Source organism: Serratia sp. JSRIV006, from assembly GCF_019968685.1.
In the GTDB taxonomy this organism is placed as follows: domain Bacteria; phylum Pseudomonadota; class Gammaproteobacteria; order Enterobacterales; family Enterobacteriaceae; genus Chania; species Chania fonticola_B.
The window spans coordinates 3,911,639-3,929,963 of sequence record NZ_CP074137.1; the positions used below are offsets into that span (position 1 = coordinate 3,911,639).

General features: G+C 54.5%; 15 protein-coding genes. 5 read left to right on the forward strand and 10 right to left on the reverse strand.

Going from position 1 to position 18,325, the window contains the following annotated elements; genetic code table 11:
• The 3 genes from mepA to prmB all read right to left on the reverse strand — a co-directional run bounded on the left by mepA (window position 1) and on the right by prmB (window position 2,940).
• Complete coding sequence (gene mepA / locus KGP16_RS18085; RefSeq protein WP_021806056.1) at window positions 1–828, reverse strand: penicillin-insensitive murein endopeptidase; 828 nt, start codon at window positions 826–828, stop codon at window positions 1–3.
• 9 nt (window positions 829–837) lie between these two features.
• Window positions 838–1,923: a chorismate synthase gene (gene aroC / locus KGP16_RS18090; protein WP_021806057.1), complete on the reverse strand. Its 1,086-nt coding sequence runs from the start codon at window positions 1,921–1,923 to the stop codon at window positions 838–840.
• Between the two features lie 84 nt (window positions 1,924–2,007).
• Complete coding sequence (gene prmB / locus KGP16_RS18095; protein ID WP_021178614.1) at window positions 2,008–2,940, reverse strand: 50S ribosomal protein L3 N(5)-glutamine methyltransferase; 933 nt, start codon at window positions 2,938–2,940, stop codon at window positions 2,008–2,010.
• A 182-nt stretch (window positions 2,941–3,122) separates the two neighbouring features.
• Between prmB and smrB the strand changes: the two genes are divergently transcribed.
• The 3 genes from smrB (at window position 3,123) to KGP16_RS18110 (ending at window position 8,029) form a co-directional block, all read left to right on the forward strand.
• Window positions 3,123–3,653 (forward strand): endonuclease SmrB, encoded by a 531-nt coding sequence (gene smrB / locus KGP16_RS18100; RefSeq protein WP_021806058.1) that lies wholly within the window; start codon window positions 3,123–3,125, stop codon window positions 3,651–3,653.
• 451 nt (window positions 3,654–4,104) lie between these two features.
• Complete coding sequence (locus tag KGP16_RS18105) at window positions 4,105–6,207, forward strand: filamentous hemagglutinin N-terminal domain-containing protein (RefSeq protein WP_115158239.1); 2,103 nt, start codon at window positions 4,105–4,107, stop codon at window positions 6,205–6,207.
• A gap of 160 nt (window positions 6,208–6,367) precedes the next feature.
• Window positions 6,368–8,029, forward strand: coding sequence for a ShlB/FhaC/HecB family hemolysin secretion/activation protein (locus KGP16_RS18110; protein WP_223500113.1), 1,662 nt, complete (start codon window positions 6,368–6,370; stop codon window positions 8,027–8,029).
• A gap of 55 nt (window positions 8,030–8,084) precedes the next feature.
• Here the strand turns inward: KGP16_RS18110 and sixA are convergent, their stop codons facing one another.
• The 4 genes from sixA to KGP16_RS18130 all read right to left on the reverse strand — a co-directional run bounded on the left by sixA (window position 8,085) and on the right by KGP16_RS18130 (window position 12,947).
• Window positions 8,085–8,567 carry a phosphohistidine phosphatase SixA gene (gene sixA, locus KGP16_RS18115; RefSeq protein WP_021806062.1) on the reverse strand — a complete coding sequence of 161 codons (483 nt, stop codon included), beginning with the start codon at window positions 8,565–8,567 and terminating at the stop codon, window positions 8,085–8,087.
• A gap of 406 nt (window positions 8,568–8,973) precedes the next feature.
• Window positions 8,974–11,142, reverse strand: a complete 2,169-nt coding sequence (fadJ, locus tag KGP16_RS18120; protein WP_223500114.1) for a fatty acid oxidation complex subunit alpha FadJ — start codon at window positions 11,140–11,142, stop codon at window positions 8,974–8,976.
• Window positions 11,139–12,452, reverse strand: coding sequence for an acetyl-CoA C-acyltransferase FadI (gene fadI, locus KGP16_RS18125; protein WP_024485084.1), 1,314 nt, complete (start codon window positions 12,450–12,452; stop codon window positions 11,139–11,141). Before fadI ends, fadJ begins: the two co-directional genes overlap by 4 nt.
• Before the next feature lie 198 nt (window positions 12,453–12,650).
• The gene (locus KGP16_RS18130) at window positions 12,651–12,947 is read right to left on the reverse strand and encodes a YfcZ/YiiS family protein (RefSeq protein ID WP_074032198.1); all 297 of its coding nucleotides are present in this window, start codon (window positions 12,945–12,947) and stop codon (window positions 12,651–12,653) included.
• A 407-nt stretch (window positions 12,948–13,354) separates the two neighbouring features.
• Between KGP16_RS18130 and fadL the strand changes: the two genes are divergently transcribed.
• Complete coding sequence (gene fadL, locus KGP16_RS18135) at window positions 13,355–14,677, forward strand: long-chain fatty acid transporter FadL (RefSeq protein WP_021806066.1); 1,323 nt, start codon at window positions 13,355–13,357, stop codon at window positions 14,675–14,677.
• 80 nt (window positions 14,678–14,757) lie between these two features.
• On the opposite strand, the gene KGP16_RS18140 is transcribed toward fadL, so the two are convergent.
• Together KGP16_RS18140 and KGP16_RS18145 are read right to left on the reverse strand one after the other, a co-directional pair.
• Window positions 14,758–16,545: a flotillin family protein gene (locus KGP16_RS18140; RefSeq protein WP_094982015.1), complete on the reverse strand. Its 1,788-nt coding sequence runs from the start codon at window positions 16,543–16,545 to the stop codon at window positions 14,758–14,760.
• 51 nt (window positions 16,546–16,596) lie between these two features.
• The gene (locus KGP16_RS18145; protein WP_223500116.1) at window positions 16,597–17,223 is read right to left on the reverse strand and encodes an OB-fold-containig protein; all 627 of its coding nucleotides are present in this window, start codon (window positions 17,221–17,223) and stop codon (window positions 16,597–16,599) included.
• Window positions 17,224–17,306: 83 nt separating this feature from the next.
• Between KGP16_RS18145 and KGP16_RS18150 the strand changes: the two genes are divergently transcribed.
• Window positions 17,307–17,477 carry a hypothetical protein gene (locus KGP16_RS18150; protein WP_021806069.1) on the forward strand — a complete coding sequence of 57 codons (171 nt, stop codon included), beginning with the start codon at window positions 17,307–17,309 and terminating at the stop codon, window positions 17,475–17,477.
• 72 nt (window positions 17,478–17,549) lie between these two features.
• Here KGP16_RS18150 and mlaA read toward each other — a convergent pair whose 3' ends face one another.
• Complete coding sequence (gene mlaA / locus KGP16_RS18155; protein ID WP_021178624.1) at window positions 17,550–18,311, reverse strand: phospholipid-binding lipoprotein MlaA; 762 nt, start codon at window positions 18,309–18,311, stop codon at window positions 17,550–17,552.
• Between the last annotated feature and the right edge of the window lie 14 nt (window positions 18,312–18,325).

Here is an 18,325-nt window from a genome sequence, read left to right on the forward strand (position 1 = left end):
TCAGCGGTTGGCGAAGTGGCTATCCAGCAGCGCCTGACAGGTTGGCGGCAGCGGCGGCGGCTCCTTCTTGACCGGATTGGCATTCGGCTGATGCGGTTTGAACCAGCTGGCCAACTCGGCACCACAGCCATCGCCCACCGGCGGCGCATCCTGATCCAGACACTCCAGGCTCCCCGCCGGGCAACGCAAGCGTACGTGCATATGCGCACGATGCCCAAACCAAGGGCGGACCTTATGCAACCAACCGCGATCGGCACCGGCATCCTGGCACAGGCGCTGTTTGATCGCCGGGTTAACGAAGATCCGCGTCACTTCACTGTCCTGCGCCGCCATCTTGATCAAGGATTCGATCTGCGGCTGCCACTGGCGATCCACTACCTGCTTACCGTCGCCAGAGACCAGATCGATCGGCTGCGGTTTCAACAGTTGCTGAGCGCTCCAGCGTTGGCGCGGCAGTTGCAACCAGATGTCCACGTCCAAACCGGATTGGTGGCTGGCGTGGCCGCTGCTGAAGCGCCCACCGGCTGGCATGGCCATATCCCCGATCAACACCGTGCCCAGTGCTTTCTGGTTGGCCTGGCTGCTCAGGCGTTGAATAAACGCCAGCAGGTCAGGATGGCCAAAATAGCGCCGTTGGTCGGTACGCATCACCTGATAATCCGGTGAATTCAGTGGCAACGGGTGCGCCCCGATGATACAGCCATTGGCGAAACCGCCAACGGCCTGCGCAGTGCCACTGACCGGGTGGTCAATCTTTTGCCACGGCGTTAACGCCAAGGCAGAGCTGGAAGCGATCAACGCAGCGAAACCCAGCAGCCATTTTTTCATCGTAGTCCCTTACCAGCGTGGTACGTCGGAAATCACATCACCGTTTTGCGCACGCTGGCGCAGCAGATGATCCATCAGCACGATCGCCATCATCGCTTCGGCGATCGGCACCGCACGGATCCCGACGCACGGATCGTGGCGGCCACGGGTGACCATTTCCACCGCTTCACCCTGACGGTTGATCGTACGGCCCGGCACCATGATGCTGGAGGTCGGCTTCAGCGCCAGATGGGCAATCACCGGCTGGCCGCTGCTGATACCACCAAGAATGCCGCCAGCGTGGTTGCTCTGGAAACCTTCAGGGGTGATTTCATCGCGGTTTTCACTGCCACGCTTGGTGACCACGGCAAAACCGTCGCCGATTTCTACACCTTTGACCGCATTGATGCTCATCAGCGCATGCGCCAAGTCGGCATCCAGACGGTCGAACACCGGCTCGCCCAACCCTACCGGGACGTTTTCCGCCACCACGGTCACTTTGGCACCGATGGAGTCCCCCTCTTTTTTCAGCGCGCGCATCAGTTCGTCCAGAGCTTCAAGCTTGTCCGGATCCGGGCAGAAGAACGGGTTCTGCTCAACCTGATCCCAATCTTTCAGCTCGCAACTCACATCGCCAATCTGCGCCAGATAGCCGCGCACCTGTACGCCAAACTTCTGCGCCAGATATTTTTTGGCGATGGCACCGGCGGCAACGCGCATCGCGGTTTCACGCGCCGAAGAACGGCCACCGCCGCGATAATCACGCACGCCGTATTTCTGTTCGTAAGTGTAATCAGCATGACCAGGGCGGAACACATCTTTGATCGCGCCGTAGTCTTGCGAGCGCTGATCGGTGTTTTCGATCATCAGGCCGATGCTGGTGCCAGTGGTGACGCCTTCAAATACCCCGGAGAGGATACGCACCTGATCCGGCTCGCGGCGTTGGGTGGTATAGCGCGAAGTGCCGGGGCGGCGGCGATCGAGATCGTGCTGCAAATCAGCTTCTGTCAGCGGAATGCCGGGCGGCACACCGTCTACGATACATCCCAGCGCCACACCGTGAGATTCACCAAATGTGGTGACGCGGAAAAACTGCCCAATACTGTTCCCTGCCATCACGGCTCCTTACCGTTGGTTGTCATCCCGTTCGCATGCAAACGGGGCATACAGGCCCGCACTATGGTGAGCCCAGGTTGTTGGTTAGCTGCGGTAGAGGCTGAAATGCTCTTTGCAGTCAATCAGCTGCTGTTTGGTCAGCATGAATACGCCGTCCCCGCCGTTATCAAACTCCAGCCAGGTGAACGGAATATCCGGATATTGTTCCATCAGATGTACCATGCTGTTGCCCACTTCACAAATCAGCACGCCGTCATCGCTCAGGAAGTCTGGCGCACAGGCCAGAATGCGGCGCACCAGCTTCAGGCCGTCGCTGCCTGCGGCCAGGCCCAGCTCCGGCTCAAAGCGGAACTCTTGCGGCAGGTCAGACATATCTTCCGCATCGACATACGGCGGGTTGGTGACGATCAGATCGTATTGGATCGCGGGGACGTCACGGAACAGATCGGAGCGGATCGGGATCACCTGGTGTTCCACGCCGTGCGCCTGAATATTACGCTCGGTCACGGCCAGCACGTCGGTGGAGATATCTACCGCGTCCACTTCCGCTTCCGGGAAGGCATAGCCGCAGGCGATAGCGATACAGCCACTGCCGGTACACATATCCAGGATATGGCGTGGCGGATGTGGGATCAGCGCGCTGAAGCGATCGTTGATCAGCTCACCAATCGGCGAACGCGGTACCAGCACGCGTTCGTCGACATAGAACTCAAGATCGCAGAACCAGGCTTTATTGGTCAGGTAAGCAACCGGGATGCGCTCGTTGACACGGCGGATCACTCGCTCAACGATGCGGTGACGCTCGCTGGAGGTCAAGCGTGCAGTGCGCATATCTTCAGGAATATCCAACGGCAGGAACAGGCTGGGCAAGACCAATTGCACGGCTTCGTCCCACGGGTTATCGGTTCCGTGGCCATAGTAGATATTGGCGGCGTTGAAACGGCTTACGGCCCAGCGCAACATATCCTGAATGGTGTGCAGCTCATTCACTGCTTCTTCGACGAAAATTTTGTCCAATTTGCCCTCCGGCAGGCACGATGATTCATGATTTAGCCCCGTAGTTTGCCATGAAGCCTGCGACAAATCAGCAGCAATAGCAGCGTAGCAGCATTCTGGTTGGCATTCAGTGCCAGTTTTGCGTCGACAGAAACCTTCGAGCAGGTAAACTAGCGCGATAAATGATAGGCGACGAGCGAATAATGAAGAATAAGCCCCCTCTGAGCAAAGATGAATTATTGCTCTTTAGAGAGTCGGTAGCGGGAGCAAAGAAGCTGCCGCAGGACACCATCGTCCACCCAAAACCGAAAATGAAAACCAAACAGATCGCGCCGCAGCGCCTGTTGCAAGAGCAGGTGGATGCCAGCTTTTACTTTTCCGATGAGTTTCAACCGCAGTTGGAAGATGAGGGCCCAACGCGCTATGTGCGTCCCGGCTACAGCCACTATGAGTTGAAGAAACTGCGCCGCGGAGATTACGTGCCGGATCTGTTCCTGGATTTGCATGGCTTGACGCAGATGCAGGCCAAGCAGGAGCTAGGGGCGATGATCGCCGCCTGCAAGCGTGAGCACGTGCATTGTGCCTGCGTGATGCACGGCCACGGTAAACACATCCTCAAGCAGCAAACTCCGCTGTGGCTAGCGCAACATCCGGACGTGCTGGCGTTCCACCAGGCTCCCAAAGAATGGGGCGGTAACGCAGCCATACTGCTGTTGATCGAACTAGCCGAATAGCGAAATAAAATGGCACTTGGCGGTGCCAAACAATCCGCAGTGACGGTGTCCAAAAGGGGCCATGAGTTGGGAACCACCTTGACGAAATAGCCCCTACCAATCCTGGCAAAAACTTAAGTCCCCTCCCCAGTACCCTATCCACTTAAATACACCAAACGCCTGTAAGCTGGGATTTCAAATAAAACATTTGTTTTAAATATGCTTAAAACAAAAATCATTGATGTGATTTAAAATTTACGAGAATGATCCTGTATTAACGCCAAAAAGTAGACAAGGGGAATATTGTCAGTAGAATGCGCATTTTGTTATACGTAGATAAAGCGTATACATTGTTATGCGCAGTTAATAACTGCTACAAATAGCCGCATCGCAAATATAGCACCTTAAGTTAATCAAATAATAGTATATACCACCTGCACAACTTGGGGATGATCCCTCATGGTTGACAGAAATGAAGTTAGCTGCAAAGCCTTTTTCCACCAGTTCGGCTATCAATATTGATAGCCTTTGCATTTCAAATATTATAGGAAATAATATTATGACCCTAAAAAACAAACAGAAGCCGTTTCTTGCCAAACTTTCGCCAATTTGTTTCTTTAGCCTGCTGGCCTTACAGGGAGTCACCGTTACCCAAGCCGCTATCGTTTCCGCACCAGGTGGCCCATCGCTCGGTGCCAGCTCCATCAAAGGCGGTACGGTTATCGAGATTAATAAGCCCGGCAGAGGGGGCGTTTCTCACAATATCTATAACCAGTTTGACGTAGACCGTGGTGGAGTGGTGCTAAATAACAGCGCACAAAACTCGACGACCCAGGTGGCGGGTGCCATTAACGGCAACAAGAATATGGCCAAAGGGGCCGCTAACGTTATCCTCAATGAAGTCAACTCCGCTAAAGCCAGCCAACTCAACGGGATGATTGAGGTAGCAGGCCAGAATGCACAGGTTATTATTGCCAACCCATCGGGGATTACCTGTAACGGCTGCGGTTTCATCAACGCCAATCGTGCGACCTTGACCACGGGCAAGGCCTCGGTGGCTAATGGGCGCGTCCTCGATTACGTTGTCAACAAAGGTAAAATTACCATTACTGGCGATGGCTTGCAGAGTTCCAGCGCCAACTATACCGATTTAATTGCCCACACCGTTGCCATTAACGCCGACGTGCAGGCTCAGGATCTAAGGGTCACTTATGGCCAAAACCGCGTTAATGTCGACAACACCAAAGCCACCCTGCTCTCTGCTGCTCGTCAGTCTGGCATAGGTCTTGACGTTTCCAACCTGGGCGGCATGTACGCCAACAAAATTACGCTGATCGGTACCGGGAATGGCGTGGGTGTAAATAACGCTGGCACCCTCGCCGCTTCTGTTGGTGATGTGACCATGAACATGAATGGTTCACTCACCAATAAGGGGACTATTTCTGCCCAAAAAGATCTCAGGGTGGTATTGACCCCCAGTAACAACAATACATACGTAATAAACAGCCCAGATGGTTATCTTGAAGCGGGCAATGATATTGATATTAAAAGCGCTTACGTGAGAAACATCAAAGGGACCATGGTGGCCGATGGCAATATCAACATCGACATTTCCGCAGCCTCATCTTCAAATGTAGGGGTCGATAATGATAATGGTGAACTCAGCGCTGGAAAGGGGATTACGATTAGCACCAAAGGATCCTCAATCAAAAACAGCAGCGGTATCATCAGTGCCGTGGACGATGTCACCCTGGACGCCAAGTATGGTGTGAATAACTACGTGGGTAGAATTGTATCAGATGTCGGTGGCGTGACGGTTAATACCGCTAACACGCTCTTCAACGACAGAGGGATTATTGAGGCTAACTGCTGCGTGACGCTGAATGCCTACAAGATAAGCAGTCAATATGGCCTCATCCAAACCAAGGATGACGTTGTTATCAACGTCTCATCCGAACTGAATAACACCCAGGGTGAAATCCTGGCAGAAGGCAACATAGCTATAAAAGCGTCAGAGATTAAAAACAACTCAGGTAAAATCATGGCTCAAGAAGCCTTGAATATCGACGCCGCTCGTCTGGTTAATAGTGCTTATCACAATCCGACCCAAGAATACGGAATATTCAGCGGTGGTGACATGAACCTAAATTTAAGCTCCTCACTCAATAATGAGTATGGTGTCATCGCTTCTCAGGGTGATATCACCATTATCTCTAAGTATCTCATAGCCAATAAGCATGGGCATATTGGGAGCGATAAAAACATCACGCTGACTGCGGCCAACATTGGCAATCACAATGGCAATATGATTGCTGGCGAAAATCTGGTGGTTAATGCCTCACGTTTAGATAATGGCTCATCGGCCAGCACTGCTGGAAACATTGAGGCCGGTGATACTTTAGAGATCAACATGAAGCGCGGCCCGCTTTCCGGCGGTCAGCAGGTCGATGGCAGCTTCTATAATCAAGGGACCTTGGCTGGCAAAAACAAGATCAAGGTCAGTACTGATGGGAAATTCAGTAATTACGGCAAACTGATCTCAGACAATACTGTAGAAATCCATAGCAAGCGCTAATCCAGTGCTAATGCTGCCCCCCTATCACATCTATTCATCGCGAGATAGGTAATTACAAGCTGATAGCCATGTTAACAATGGCCATCAGCTGTTTTTCTTTTTTTACCTATATCCATACCGCGTCTGATTTAAGAAAAATCATATTAATAAGGAAGTTAACATGCGTTTTCGCTCTCCCCATGCTTGGCTATTGCTTATTCTCACCCCCTTGGTTCAGGCAGCTGAAAATGGCCAGTTTATTGAGCAGCAAATGAGCCACCAGCAGGAACAGGAAAAAGCACGCTACAACCAATTGGAAACCGTAGGTAAAGACGTGCGCTCCGCCGGCAACGCTGGACTAAGTACCCACATTGACTTTCCTGAAGAACAACCCTGCTTCACCATTCAACGGGTTGAACTGAATAAGGACAACAAGATCCCTCATTGGATACCCTTGCACAAACTGACAGAACAAGCACAAGGGCGCTGCCTGGGGATCCAGGGGGTGAAAACGCTCGCAACTGCCTTACAAAATGACCTGATTGGGCATGGCTATATCACTACCAGGGTCATGATCCCCCAGCAAAATTTGACCGAAGGGCTTCTCACCCTGGAGATCCTGCCCGGCACCATTGGCAACGTCAGGCTAACCGATGACAGCGATAAGTACGTCAACTTGCACACCACCTTCCCTGGCAGCCAAGGGGATCTGCTGGATCTGCGTGCTATTGAGCAGGGGTTGGAAAACATGCAGCGCATTCCTGATGTCGTTGCCAATATTTCACTCCACCCAGGCAAACATGCGGGTGAATCCGACCTGGAAATCAGCCGTGAACAACCCTCATTCTGGCGTTTGGGCGGTTGGCTGGATGACTCAGGCAGTAAACAAACCGGCCGCTATCAAAGCGGCCTGGCTTTATATATTGATAACCCGACCTCGATGAACGATCTGTTCTACGTTTCTGCCGGTCGTGATTTGCAGTTCCAATCGACCCGTCATGCTAATAATGGCTCGTTGTACTACTCGCTGCCCTACGGCTTTTGGTCAGTGGATTTATATGCCAGCCGCAGCGAGTATTTGCAAAATATCCATGGCATCTATACCGATTTTTCCTACCGCGGCAAGTATCGCAACCTTAGCTTAAAATTTAATCGCCTGTTGTATCGCAACGCAAGCCAAAAAAACACGCTCAGTTTTCAGCTCCTCAAGCGTAACTCGCATTTTTACCTGAACGATACGGAACTGCAGTTACAACAGCGTAATATGGCCAACTGGAGCATTGAGTTCAATCACCGCCACTACGTCGGCCAGTCCATTGTCGACGCCATGTTGAGCTATCAGCGTGATACCGCCTGGTTTGGTGCCGAAAGACCGGTGGACAGTGCTCCGTCAAGCCGTATCCTCAACCTGGATATCAGCACCTATACGCCATTTACCGTGCAAGATCTCTCAATGAGTTATCAATCCCGCTTTCGCCAGCAATATAGTCCGGACCGCCTGACCACTCAGGATCAATTCAGTATCGGTAACCGCTGGACCGTACGTGGATTTGACGGTGAAATGAATATGATGGCCAACAAGGGCTACTCCCTGCGCAATGACCTGAACCTGAACCTGCCAAAACTGGAGCAGCAATTATATCTGGGTATGGATTATGGCCGGGTGAAAGGAGACGGTAGTAACGATTTTGCCGATGGTCACCTGCTCGGTAGCGTTGCCGGTATTCGAGGGAAGGTAAAAGCGGTCGGTTATGACGCCTTCGTTGGGGTGCCGCTGTCCAAGCCCGATAATTTCATCACCAGCCCGGTTAACCTCGGCTTTACGTTACAGTGGCAATTTTGATGACGTTAATGACAAAGGGCGATGTTTATCATCGCCCTTTGAGGTGGGAACCAGCTCAGACCTTGGCCATCACCTGTGACGGGCTGACCTGCCATTCAAACTTGCCGATGCTGCCATCCTCGGACAGCTCGACATTAGCGATGGCGGAGGTCGCAAACATTGGCGGGCATTCCCCAGGGCACAGTTCGGCCACCAGATAACCCACCAGCGGTAGATGGGAAACCACTAACACCGCACCGATGCCCTCTTTCGCCAGCGCCTGCAGATAACAGCTGACCAGCCCAGCGTCGCCCCCTGGAGTCAGCTCCGGCAGCACTTCTTCACCTTCCGGCAGCGTTAACGCTTCGCGTACCGTTTCCAGCGTCTGCTCGGCCCGCAAATAGGGGCTGACCAGCACTCGTTCAATATCCACAGACTTGGTGTTCAACCAGGCCGCCATCTGACGTGACTCATCACGGCCACAAACGGTAAGAGGCCTTACCGAATCGCTGGCTGCATCGAGTGCCGCCTCTCCGTGACGCATAATCAAAACTTGCATATTGCACCGCTGTTGTTGACAAAATAACGCTATACAGAAACGCCGAGCGTGCTGTATCGCCGAGTTGCACTCAAGAACACAGGCCTGCTTCAAACGATAACGCGCCGTCTCTCTATGGCGGCCGGGCATTTTGCCTGAAAGTTCGCGTAAAGAAAACGCTGTTTTTTACAACATTTGCGCCCTTACACAAATTCATCGCTGACATAACAACCAATTCAACGGGTTAAATTTTAACCTTGTTGCTATGAAGTTTTGGGAGCGCTGAGTGAGCCACCCACCAAAACGCTACGTTACCCCTCCCCAATCTCCCTGTACAGCTTCCGGGATTGCCCTGATTGCAAGGAGTGATGACGATCACAATGCGGCTCCTTCTCAAACTGTAGCGCAAACCGGGCCGCTATGCTGGTTAACTGCCTTGCGGATAGAAGCGTTCCCCCTGCTCAGCCATGCGCTGCAGGCGTTCGCAAGGAGCAAAATATTCACCGTATTGCTGTTGCAGATAGCGCAGGGTTTTTACCACTTTCTCCGCGCCTAGCTCATCCATATAGCGGAATGGGCCACCCAGGAACGGCGGGAAGCCAATGCCAAACACCGCGCCGATATCACCGTCGCGAGCGCTACGGATCACGCCCTCATCCAGGCAACGCGCCGCCTCGTTGAGCATCATCATCATACAGCGTTGGGCGATCACCGCATGTTGAATATGCGCCTTGGCGGTGATACCCAGCAGTGGATAGATGCTGCTGTCTGCGCTCTTGCGCTTCTGGCGTGCCCTGCTGCCCTCGGCCGGGTACAGATAAAAACCACGGCCATTCTTGCGCCCTTTGCGGCCGTCTTTCAGCACTGCGTCGAACGCAGCTGGAGCGGCAAAGCGTGGCCCCAGTTCCGCCGTCAGGATCGGGATAATTTTGGTGCCAACGTCGATACCCACTTCGTCCAACAGCATGATGGGGCCCACTGGGAAACCAAAATCGACCAAAGCCTTATCCACCGATTCGATCGGCTCGCCTTCCAGCAGGCAGCGCGCCGCCTCATTAATATAAGGGGCGAGAATACGGTTGACGTAAAAACCAGCGCGATCGGCGACCACGATCGCCGTTTTCCCCTGTTTGTGGGCCAGAGCAACGGTAGTGGCAATGGTTTGTTCGCTGGTAGTGGCATGCGGGATCACTTCGACCAACGGCATTTTATCCACCGGGCTAAAGTAGTGCAGACCAATAACCTGCTGCGGCCTGGCTGCCTGCGCCGCGATTTGGCCGATCGGTAATGATGAGGTGTTGGAGGCGAATACGGTATGCGGCGCGGCATACCGTTCAATATCGGCCACCATCTGCTGCTTGAGCGCGATATCTTCAAATACCGCCTCCACCACGATGTCGACCCGTTCAAAACCGCTGTAATCGGTGCTGCCGGAAATCAACATCATCTGTTTCTGACGCTCTGCCGGACGCATGCGTTTGCTACGTACCCGTTTGCCCAGCAGATCCCAGGTGTATTTCAACGCATGGTTGATCCCCTGCTCATTCACGTCTTTAATGCGCACCGGTAACCCACCGCGAGTCGCCGTGACGCAGGCAATACCTCCGCCCATCAAACCACCGCCAAGAACACCGATGCGCTGTAATTCATTGGGCTGAGCATCCCCGCCACGCTCTTTTTTCAGCGCCGTAGAGGCAAAGAACAGGCTGCGTAATGCAGCAGACTGTGGTGACATCGCCAGTTCACCGAAGGCGCGGGCCTCCGCTTCATAGCCGCTGGCACTACCCTGATCCAGACCGGTGCGCACCACCTGAATAATACGCTCCGCTGCCGGGTAATTACCGTGGGTTTTCTCCAGGGTCTTCTTGCGCACGATGCTGAACAGCAGGCTTCTGCCTAACGGACCGTTGAGCAGGCGTTCTTGCCACGGTAACGCACGGCGCGACTTCCAGCCCTGTTTCACACGCTCAATGGCGGTTTGCAGCAGAATAGATTGCGGTACGGCCTCGTCCACCAGGCCCATACGCAGCGCCTGACGCGCGCGAACGTGTCTTCCCGTCAGCATCATATCCAACGCTTTGCTGGCACCAATCAGGCGTGGTAAGCGCTGGGTGCCACCAGAGCCAGGCAACAAGCCTAACTGGACTTCCGGCAGGCCGAGCGCCGTTTTGTCATCCAGCGAACAGACGCGGCTATGGCAAGCCAAAGCCAACTCCAGCCCGCCCCCAAGGCAAGCACCATGAATGGCGGCAACCACCGGCACTGGGAACGCGGCAATCTGTGCCAGCGTGCTCTGCCCCTTCTTCGCCAGCGTTTGTGCCTCTTGGGCCGTATGGCACGCGGCAATCATGGTGATATCTGCACCGGCAATAAAGGAATCTGGCTTGCCGGACAGAATCACCAAGCCTTCCAGGGTGGCAAGCTGCTGTGCCTTGAGCAGCACGTCGTTGATCTGCTCAACAAACTCCGCCTTCAGCGTATTGACCTTCTCCCCCGGCACATCGATGGTGATCACGCCAATATTGTCCGGGCGCAAGGTCAGATGAAATGCCGAAGGCTTGGCACGCTGTTCGTGCAATGCGTTCTCGAAACTCATTTGTCCACCTCCACAATCATCGCCGCACCTAATCCCCCAGCCGCGCAGGCGGTGGCCAGCCCCAGACCGCCACCGCGCCGTTTAAGCTCGTGCAGCGTCTGGGTAATCATGCGTGCGCCGGTCGCGGCAAACGGGTGGCCATAGGCGATAGAGCCACCCAACACGTTGAATTTTTCCATATCCACTTCGCCGATCGCCTGCTCACGCCCCAGCTTCTGCTGGGCAAACTCGGTGCTGGCGAACATTTTCAGGTTGGCCAGCGTTTGTGCTGCAAAGGCTTCATGCATATCGATCAGGGTCAGATCGGCCAGGGTAATACCCGCACGATCCAGCGCCAACGGGGTAGCATAGGAAGGGCCGAGCAGCATATCCTCCCAGACATCAATGGCGGCAAAAGCGAAGCTGCGCAGGTAGCCTAGAGGCTCCAGGCCGAGTTCTTTCGCGCGGGACTCACTCATCATCAGCACCGCTGCCGCACCATCGGTCAGCGGCGTACTGTTGGCGGCCGTGACGGTACCGTGGCGGCGATCGAATGCCGGTTTCAAGCGGGCATAAGACTCCAGGCTGGAATCTTTGCGGACGTTGTTATCTTCGGCCAGCGGGGTTTTATACGGCGGCACATAGGCGGTCATCACTTCATCGCGCAACAGCCCCTGTTCCCAGGCTTTGGCGGCCAGTTGATGCGAGCGGTGTGCCAAAGCATCCTGCTGCTCGCGAGTAATGCCATGGGTTTTCGCCATCTGTTCGGCGGTATCCCCCATGCGCAGACCGGTAGAGTATTCTGCCACGGCGGGCGGCACCGGCATCAGATCGCGGAACTTAAGTTTGCTGAACAGTTTCAAGCGCTGCGACAGCGTGCGGGCCTTGTTGACGTCCACCAACGTACGAGCCAGCGCCTTGCTAACGCCAATCGGCAGCACGGAGGAAGAATCCGCCCCACCGGCAATGCCAACACTGATGCTGCCCGCCATGATACTTTCCGCCACGTTGGCAATCGCCTGGAAGCTGGTAGCACAGGCACGTGAAACGCTATAGGCATCGGTGTGCACGCTCATGCCGGTGCCAAGCACAATTTCCCGCGCAATGTTCGGCGCTTCAGGCATTTGCACCACCTGGCCAAATACCAGTTGTTCGATCAGGGCGGGATCGATGCCGCTACGCGCCAGCAGCTCGCTCACCGCAGTCTTGCCAAGATCGACCGCAGGTATACCGTGATAAGCGGTAGCCTGCTTGGCGAAAGGGGTGCGCAGCCCTTGAACGATGGCGATACGGTCGCCGAGACGGGTAACCAGCGGCAATGCCTTACTCATAAACGCTCCTGAAGAGAGGCCGTCAATACAACGGACAAAAAGAGGTCTGACCTGATGAGGTCATTGTTAACCAAATGTTTACATTTGGCAAACCGGCAGAAGTGAAAACTGAGAGCGGGAGCAACTTTCTGGCAGGGGGTAAAGCGGTGCGGATACCAGCAGGGGCGCATAGTACGCCCCTACGGGATCGGGTCGGGATTAACGCAGGCCGAGCTGGAAGATCATGGTTTCGGCCTGGCAAGAGAAGGTGAAATCCACATCCAATTGCACGCCGCCGTCAACCGGTTTAATGCTACTGCTGATGTCACAAGGCTCGGACTCCACGCCGCGCGCCTTTTCAGTCAGTGCTGCCAGGGTTTGCTCTGCATCTTGCTGATTGGCAAACACTCGGCTGTAGGAAGCGGTGCAATCGGTGTTATCCATCACGGTTCCGACATCGACACAGCAGCAGGCCGCAGTTTCCTGAGCGTTACATTTATTGATTGCATCTGACATAGTTGAAATCTCCTCACGGGCCGCGGTTAAGCTCGCCCAAATAGCCATTTATGATCTGGCGCAAATAAACAAAATTCTGTGTTTATTTTACTCCTCGGGCTTGCCAATCACTAGCCTTACTTTTTGTAAGCATTTTAAGTGACGGAAATCACATAACTAAATCGCCACTTGGTAAAAAAACATAAGAGTTTTGTTATGTGCAGGTCATTTTTTGTTATGTGGATCTCTTTTCTGATATCAATTTGGAAATATTTCAAAAACAAACTTGCAACATCTTAACAGGTCGGACCTATAATTCAGCCACTGGTCTGATTTGTCAGATTGATAACGGACCCTACAATCGCGCGCTCCATGTTACTTTGTGTAACATTGTTTAAATAATAAACACATAAAATGAGGTTTTGGTCATGAGCCAGAAAAACCTATTCACTAAATCAGCTCTCGCAGCTGCAGTGGCAATTATTTCTTCGAACGTGTATGCCGCAGGATTCCAGCTGAACGAGTTCTCGGCAGTTGGTTTAGGGCGAGCCTATTCTGGCGAAGGCGCAGTGGCGGATACCGCAGCCTCAGCAAGCCGTAACCCGGCGACCATGATGATGTTTGACCGCCCTTCTTTCTCTGCGGGCGCCGTTTTTATTGACCCAGACGTTAACATTACCGGCACCTCACCTTCAGGCCGCAGCCTGGATGCGAAGAACATTGCCCCGACCGCCTGGGTACCCAACCTGCACTACATCCAACCGCTGAATGACCAATGGGCCGTTGGCGGTTCTGTGACCAGCAACTATGGCCTGGCCACCGAATACAACGAAGGCTACACCGCTGGCTCCGTCGGCGGGACTACCGACCTGACCACGGCAAACCTCAACCTGAGCCTCGCATACCGTCTGAACCAACAATTCAGCTTCGGTCTGGGCTTCGATGCAGTGTATGCCAAAGCCAAGATCGATCGCTTCGCCGGCGATTTACCACTGCTGCTGGCAGGCTCCGGCAAATTGCCTCCGGCGCTGGCTGGCCAGGTAGCCAGGATCCCTGCCGATACTCAGATCTCTCATCTGGAAGGTAACAAGTGGGGCTACGGCTGGAACGCTGGCATCTTGTATCAAGTAGACGACAGAAACCGTTACGGCTTCACCTACCGCTCTGAAGTGAAAATCGACTTTGACGGTGACTACCGCAGCAGCCTGCCTTCCGCCTATAACGGCCTGCTCGGGCAGTTTGGCCTACCAATGGGGACCGACGGTAACAACGTCCCGGGTTCTCTGACCCTGAACCTGCCAGAAATGTGGGAGGTCTCCGGGTATAACCGAGTGGCACAGCAGTGGGCGATCCACTACAGCATGGCCTACACCAGTTGGAGCCAGTTCCAGGAGCTGAAAGCGACAGACAGCAACGGCAAAACGCTGTTCCAGAAGCATGAAGGCTTCCGTGACGCTTACCGTATCGCGCTGGGTACCACCTACTTCTACGACGATAACTGGACCTTCCGTGGCGGTATCGCCTTCGATGATAGCCCGGTTCCGGCACAAAACCGCTCTATCTCAATCCCGGATCAGGATCGCACCTGGATCAGCGCCGGTACCACTTACGCGTTCAATAAAGACGCTTCTGTCGACGTGGGTGTGTCCTACATGCACGGCCAGAAAGTCACCATCAAAGAAGGCCCATATACCTTCGAATCGAAGGGTTCAGCCTGGTTGTACGGTGCTGGCTTCAACTACCGTTTCTAATCTGTTTTCCTGGACAGAAACGTAAAAACGGCGGGATTATCCCGCCGTTTTTTATTCTATTAACCCCATCCAGTCGTAACTCAGGAAAGGCTTACCGTCGTGATGCTGTGCTCAGTCGACGGAGCATACGACTCCGGCTTTTGTTCCGTAATTTCTTCTTGAACGACTACAGCGTCAGGCTCCGCCACCGGAGCAACTGGCTGCGCCTGCGGCAAAGCAGCGGTCAACGCCTGCAATGAACCACCGCTGATTCCGATTTCCTGTAACAGGGAATCGATGACCGGTGCATGCGTGCGGTAAGCGAGCGCGGCAGACATCGCCTGCTCGGCCAGGTTGCCGCCGCCGACCGAAGCCGCCGTCGCCCCTGCGATACCGCCAGAACGGTTCAACCCATCCACCTGCATGATCTTGATGCCTTCGATGGCCTTCATCGGCTCAACGGACTTCTCGATGATCGCCGGCAGTGCCTGCAGCAGTGCCAGTTTGAACTTCAGGCTGGTCTGATCGCTGGAAAGCATGTTGACCGCTTCGTTCAACGCACGCTGGGTTTCCGCCTCTGCCAAGCCTTTCTTACGTGCGGCTTCGGCCAGTTCAATGATGGCAGCGGCCTGCAGTTCAGCGGCCTCTTTCTCCGCACGGGCTTTCAGCGTCAGTTGCATCGCCTCGGTTTCTGCCCCTTGACGGGCTTCAATCAGAGCAACCTGTTTGGCACGATCGGCTTCGGCAGTCTGGCGCGTGGTTTCCACGTTTTGCTCCGCTTTCACCGCTTCGGTCAACGCGTCATTGGCGCGCGCCTGAGCCTGGGACTGCTGCTCGGACTTGGCAGCAATGGCGATGGCCTTATCCTGTTCGGCGATTTCCGTCACTTTTTTCTGCTCGATGGCGGCCATTTCAGTGACTTTATTCTGCTCGATCTCTTTGACGCGGATTTCACGGTCCGCCTCTACCTTACGGGTCCGTACCGCCTGCTCACGCTCGATTTCCGCCTCCTGGATCTGGCGCTCGGCGGAGATGCGGCTCTGTTCGGCCTCGCGGCGGCGCTCCGCTTCGAAGGTGGCGATCCGGGAGCTTTGCTCGGCGCTGCGGGTCTTGACCTGCTGCTCCTGCTCAAGCGACATGAAGGCTTCCTGCTGCTCGATCTCCAGCTTGCGTGCCATGGCATCGCGGTTTTTCTCGCGTACGGCGACCTCCACGTCCTGCTCAACTTCGTTACGCTCGCGACGACGGCGTTCGGTTTCCTGCGTCAACTTGGTCAGCCCTTCGGCATCGAAGGCGTTGTTAGGATCGAAATACTCTTTCGAGGTCTGGTTAAAGTTGGTCAGCGATACGCTTTCCAGCTCCAGGCCGTTTTTCGCCAGATCTTCGGATACCGTGCTCTGCACGCCCTGCACGAAGTTTTCGCGCGTATCTTGCAGGTCTTGCATGGTCATCTGCGCTGCGGTGGAGCGTAGGGCATCAACAAACTTGTCTTCCACCAGTTGGCGCAGATCTTCCGGTGACAGCGTACGCTGGCCCAAAGTCTGTGCGGCAGTGGAGATCCCCTCAATGGTCGGTTGCACGCGGACAAAAAATGCCACCACCACGTCGACGCGCATTCTGTCCTTGGTGATCAGGCTGTCGTGCATGGCACGGCTGACCTCCAGCTTCAGGGTCTTCATGTTGATTTCAACAATCTCATGAAACACCGGCAGGGAGATGGCACCACCGCTCAGCACCACCTTGAGACCGCCCAGACCGGTACGTACCAACGACTGTTCCGCCGAAGCGCGGCGATACAGACGTGAAAAAATCAGTCCGATAATCAGCAGGACGACAAAGATACCACCCGCAATCGAACCCCAAAACGTAAGACCATCACTAATTATCACTAGGGCTACCTCTCCATCAGTATTATCAAAATAATTCCGTTAAAACCGCGTTCACAGCAGGTCCGGCCAAGGGTTGGCGCTACCGCTGAAGCGGGACCCGGAGATGCGCGCCGTAACCAGCACCTTGGCTCCACGCACAAAGGCGGCGTCCGCCTCATCCGGCTCGATCAAAATGTAATGGGTACGCCCGTGCTCGTCAGTCAATCTGGCTTCTGCCGGGGAGCCAGCCGTGGCCGTTGCGCCAGTCATGATTGCCATCCGGCCAATAAAGCTGTCCGTGGAAACGGCGCTGCTTTCGTCACGTGGCAAGTAGCGAGCAATGCCGCGGCCACACCAGCGTACGCTGAACACAGCGACGATAAAGGCAACGATCACCGCCAGCCACACCGGTAGTTCACCGCCTGCCAGCCATTGCAGTATCAGGCCACTCAGTGAAAAACCGCCGAGAAACAGCACGATGATGATCAGCAGCGGCAAACGCCCGATATGCAGCCAGCTCAGACCCTGGGCGAAAACGTTCTCACCCAGGGTAATATCCGGATGGGAGTCTATAGCCGCATCGAAATGGCTGGAAAGGGAAGCACCGAGAAACACCGCCAGCGTTTCCAGCATGCCGATAAACAGCAGCAGGAGCAGAGCGATCAAGAAAGGGGCATTGCCTGAAGAAAGTAGGTCCATATTGGCGTTCTCCGTGCACATCACAGCGAAAATATCGCGGCAGCAGAAAACCGGCAGGAAAGAGGGTACAAAACGCGGTAAAGATGATGCTGCAATCCGCTATAAACGTTCCTTGTGCCACACAAGCCGGTTCCCAAGCCACGGGCTCTGCCTTCCAAGTCACCAGCGGCAGTCGCCTGGCGCAGATTTTAGCATTTACTGCCGCGCCATCCCAGAAAATCATCAATAAAAATGATTATCATTTACATAAATAAAAAAGGATCCCTACACTTCCGGGATCCTTTTTCAAACGGTATTCACCACAGGATAAGTTGAAAGAACAATCCTTAGTTGGCGGAGTCGATCTCGTCCAGATCGCCCTGGATCGCCTTGGCATTCGGGTTTTCCTGCGGCTTGAGCACCCCGCCATTCGCCAGGAAGTCATGGCGTTGGAAATAGGCGTCACGCACCATCGCATAGGGATCGGAAGAGTTGCGCAGCAACCCATCGGAATCCAGCAGTTGAGCACGGGTTTCAACCCCTTCCACTACCCATTTCCCCGCCGACATCCAGAAGGTGAGATAACTCAGCACCGGATAAACGCTATCCGCCCAATCGCCACCGTCTTCACGAATAGTGAAGCTGCCGTAGACCGGTAAGTGGACATACGGGCCGTAACCTACGCCGTAGTTCCCCAAGGTGCCACCGAAGCGGCGTGGTTCTTCACGCGCCAGTTTCGGGTTAGCCATACTGGCCACGTCGATCAACCCGCCCATCCCCAACAGGGTGTTGAGGAAGAAACGGTTGAAGTGCTTCATGCCCTGATAAGGGTTACCACGCAGAAATTCGTTCACCATGCTGGCCGGCTCTTCCAGGTTGGAAGTAAAGTTGCTCAAGCCATTACGCGCAGGCATCGGGACGTAATCACGCCATGCCACCGCAACCGGGCGCAGCACGTAGGGATCCATCACGTTATAGTTGAAGTTAAACATCGCCCGGTTAAACCCTTCAAGAGGGTCGGAACGCCCTTGCGGATCGTCACCAGGCGAGCTGGCACAGCCTACCAATAACACCGTTGCGAAAGCCAGCCCAGTCAGGCGAAAGTTCATATTTATCTCCATGA

Bases quoted from the DNA above. Each gene is read 5' to 3' on its own strand.
- fadI (WP_024485084.1), bottom strand. From the start codon at position 12,452: ATGAGTAAGGCATTGCCGCTGGTTACCCGTCTCGGCGACCGTATCGCC.
- fadL (WP_021806066.1), top strand. From the start codon at position 13,355: ATGAGCCAGAAAAACCTATTCACTAAATCAGCTCTCGCAGCTGCAGTG.
- KGP16_RS18150 (WP_021806069.1), top strand. From the start codon at position 17,307: ATGATGCTGCAATCCGCTATAAACGTTCCTTGTGCCACACAAGCCGGT.
- mlaA (WP_021178624.1), bottom strand. From the start codon at position 18,311: ATGAACTTTCGCCTGACTGGGCTGGCTTTCGCAACGGTGTTATTGGTA.
- smrB (WP_021806058.1), top strand. From the start codon at position 3,123: ATGAAGAATAAGCCCCCTCTGAGCAAAGATGAATTATTGCTCTTTAGA.
- KGP16_RS18130 (WP_074032198.1), bottom strand. From the start codon at position 12,947: ATGTCAGATGCAATCAATAAATGTAACGCTCAGGAAACTGCGGCCTGC.
- KGP16_RS18145 (WP_223500116.1), bottom strand. From the start codon at position 17,223: ATGGACCTACTTTCTTCAGGCAATGCCCCTTTCTTGATCGCTCTGCTC.
- KGP16_RS18110 (WP_223500113.1), top strand. From the start codon at position 6,368: ATGCGTTTTCGCTCTCCCCATGCTTGGCTATTGCTTATTCTCACCCCC.
- KGP16_RS18105 (WP_115158239.1), top strand. From the start codon at position 4,105: ATGAAGTTAGCTGCAAAGCCTTTTTCCACCAGTTCGGCTATCAATATT.
- mepA (WP_021806056.1), bottom strand. From the start codon at position 828: ATGAAAAAATGGCTGCTGGGTTTCGCTGCGTTGATCGCTTCCAGCTCT.
- aroC (WP_021806057.1), bottom strand. From the start codon at position 1,923: ATGGCAGGGAACAGTATTGGGCAGTTTTTCCGCGTCACCACATTTGGT.
- sixA (WP_021806062.1), bottom strand. From the start codon at position 8,567: ATGCAAGTTTTGATTATGCGTCACGGAGAGGCGGCACTCGATGCAGCC.
- fadJ (WP_223500114.1), bottom strand. From the start codon at position 11,142: ATGAGTTTCGAGAACGCATTGCACGAACAGCGTGCCAAGCCTTCGGCA.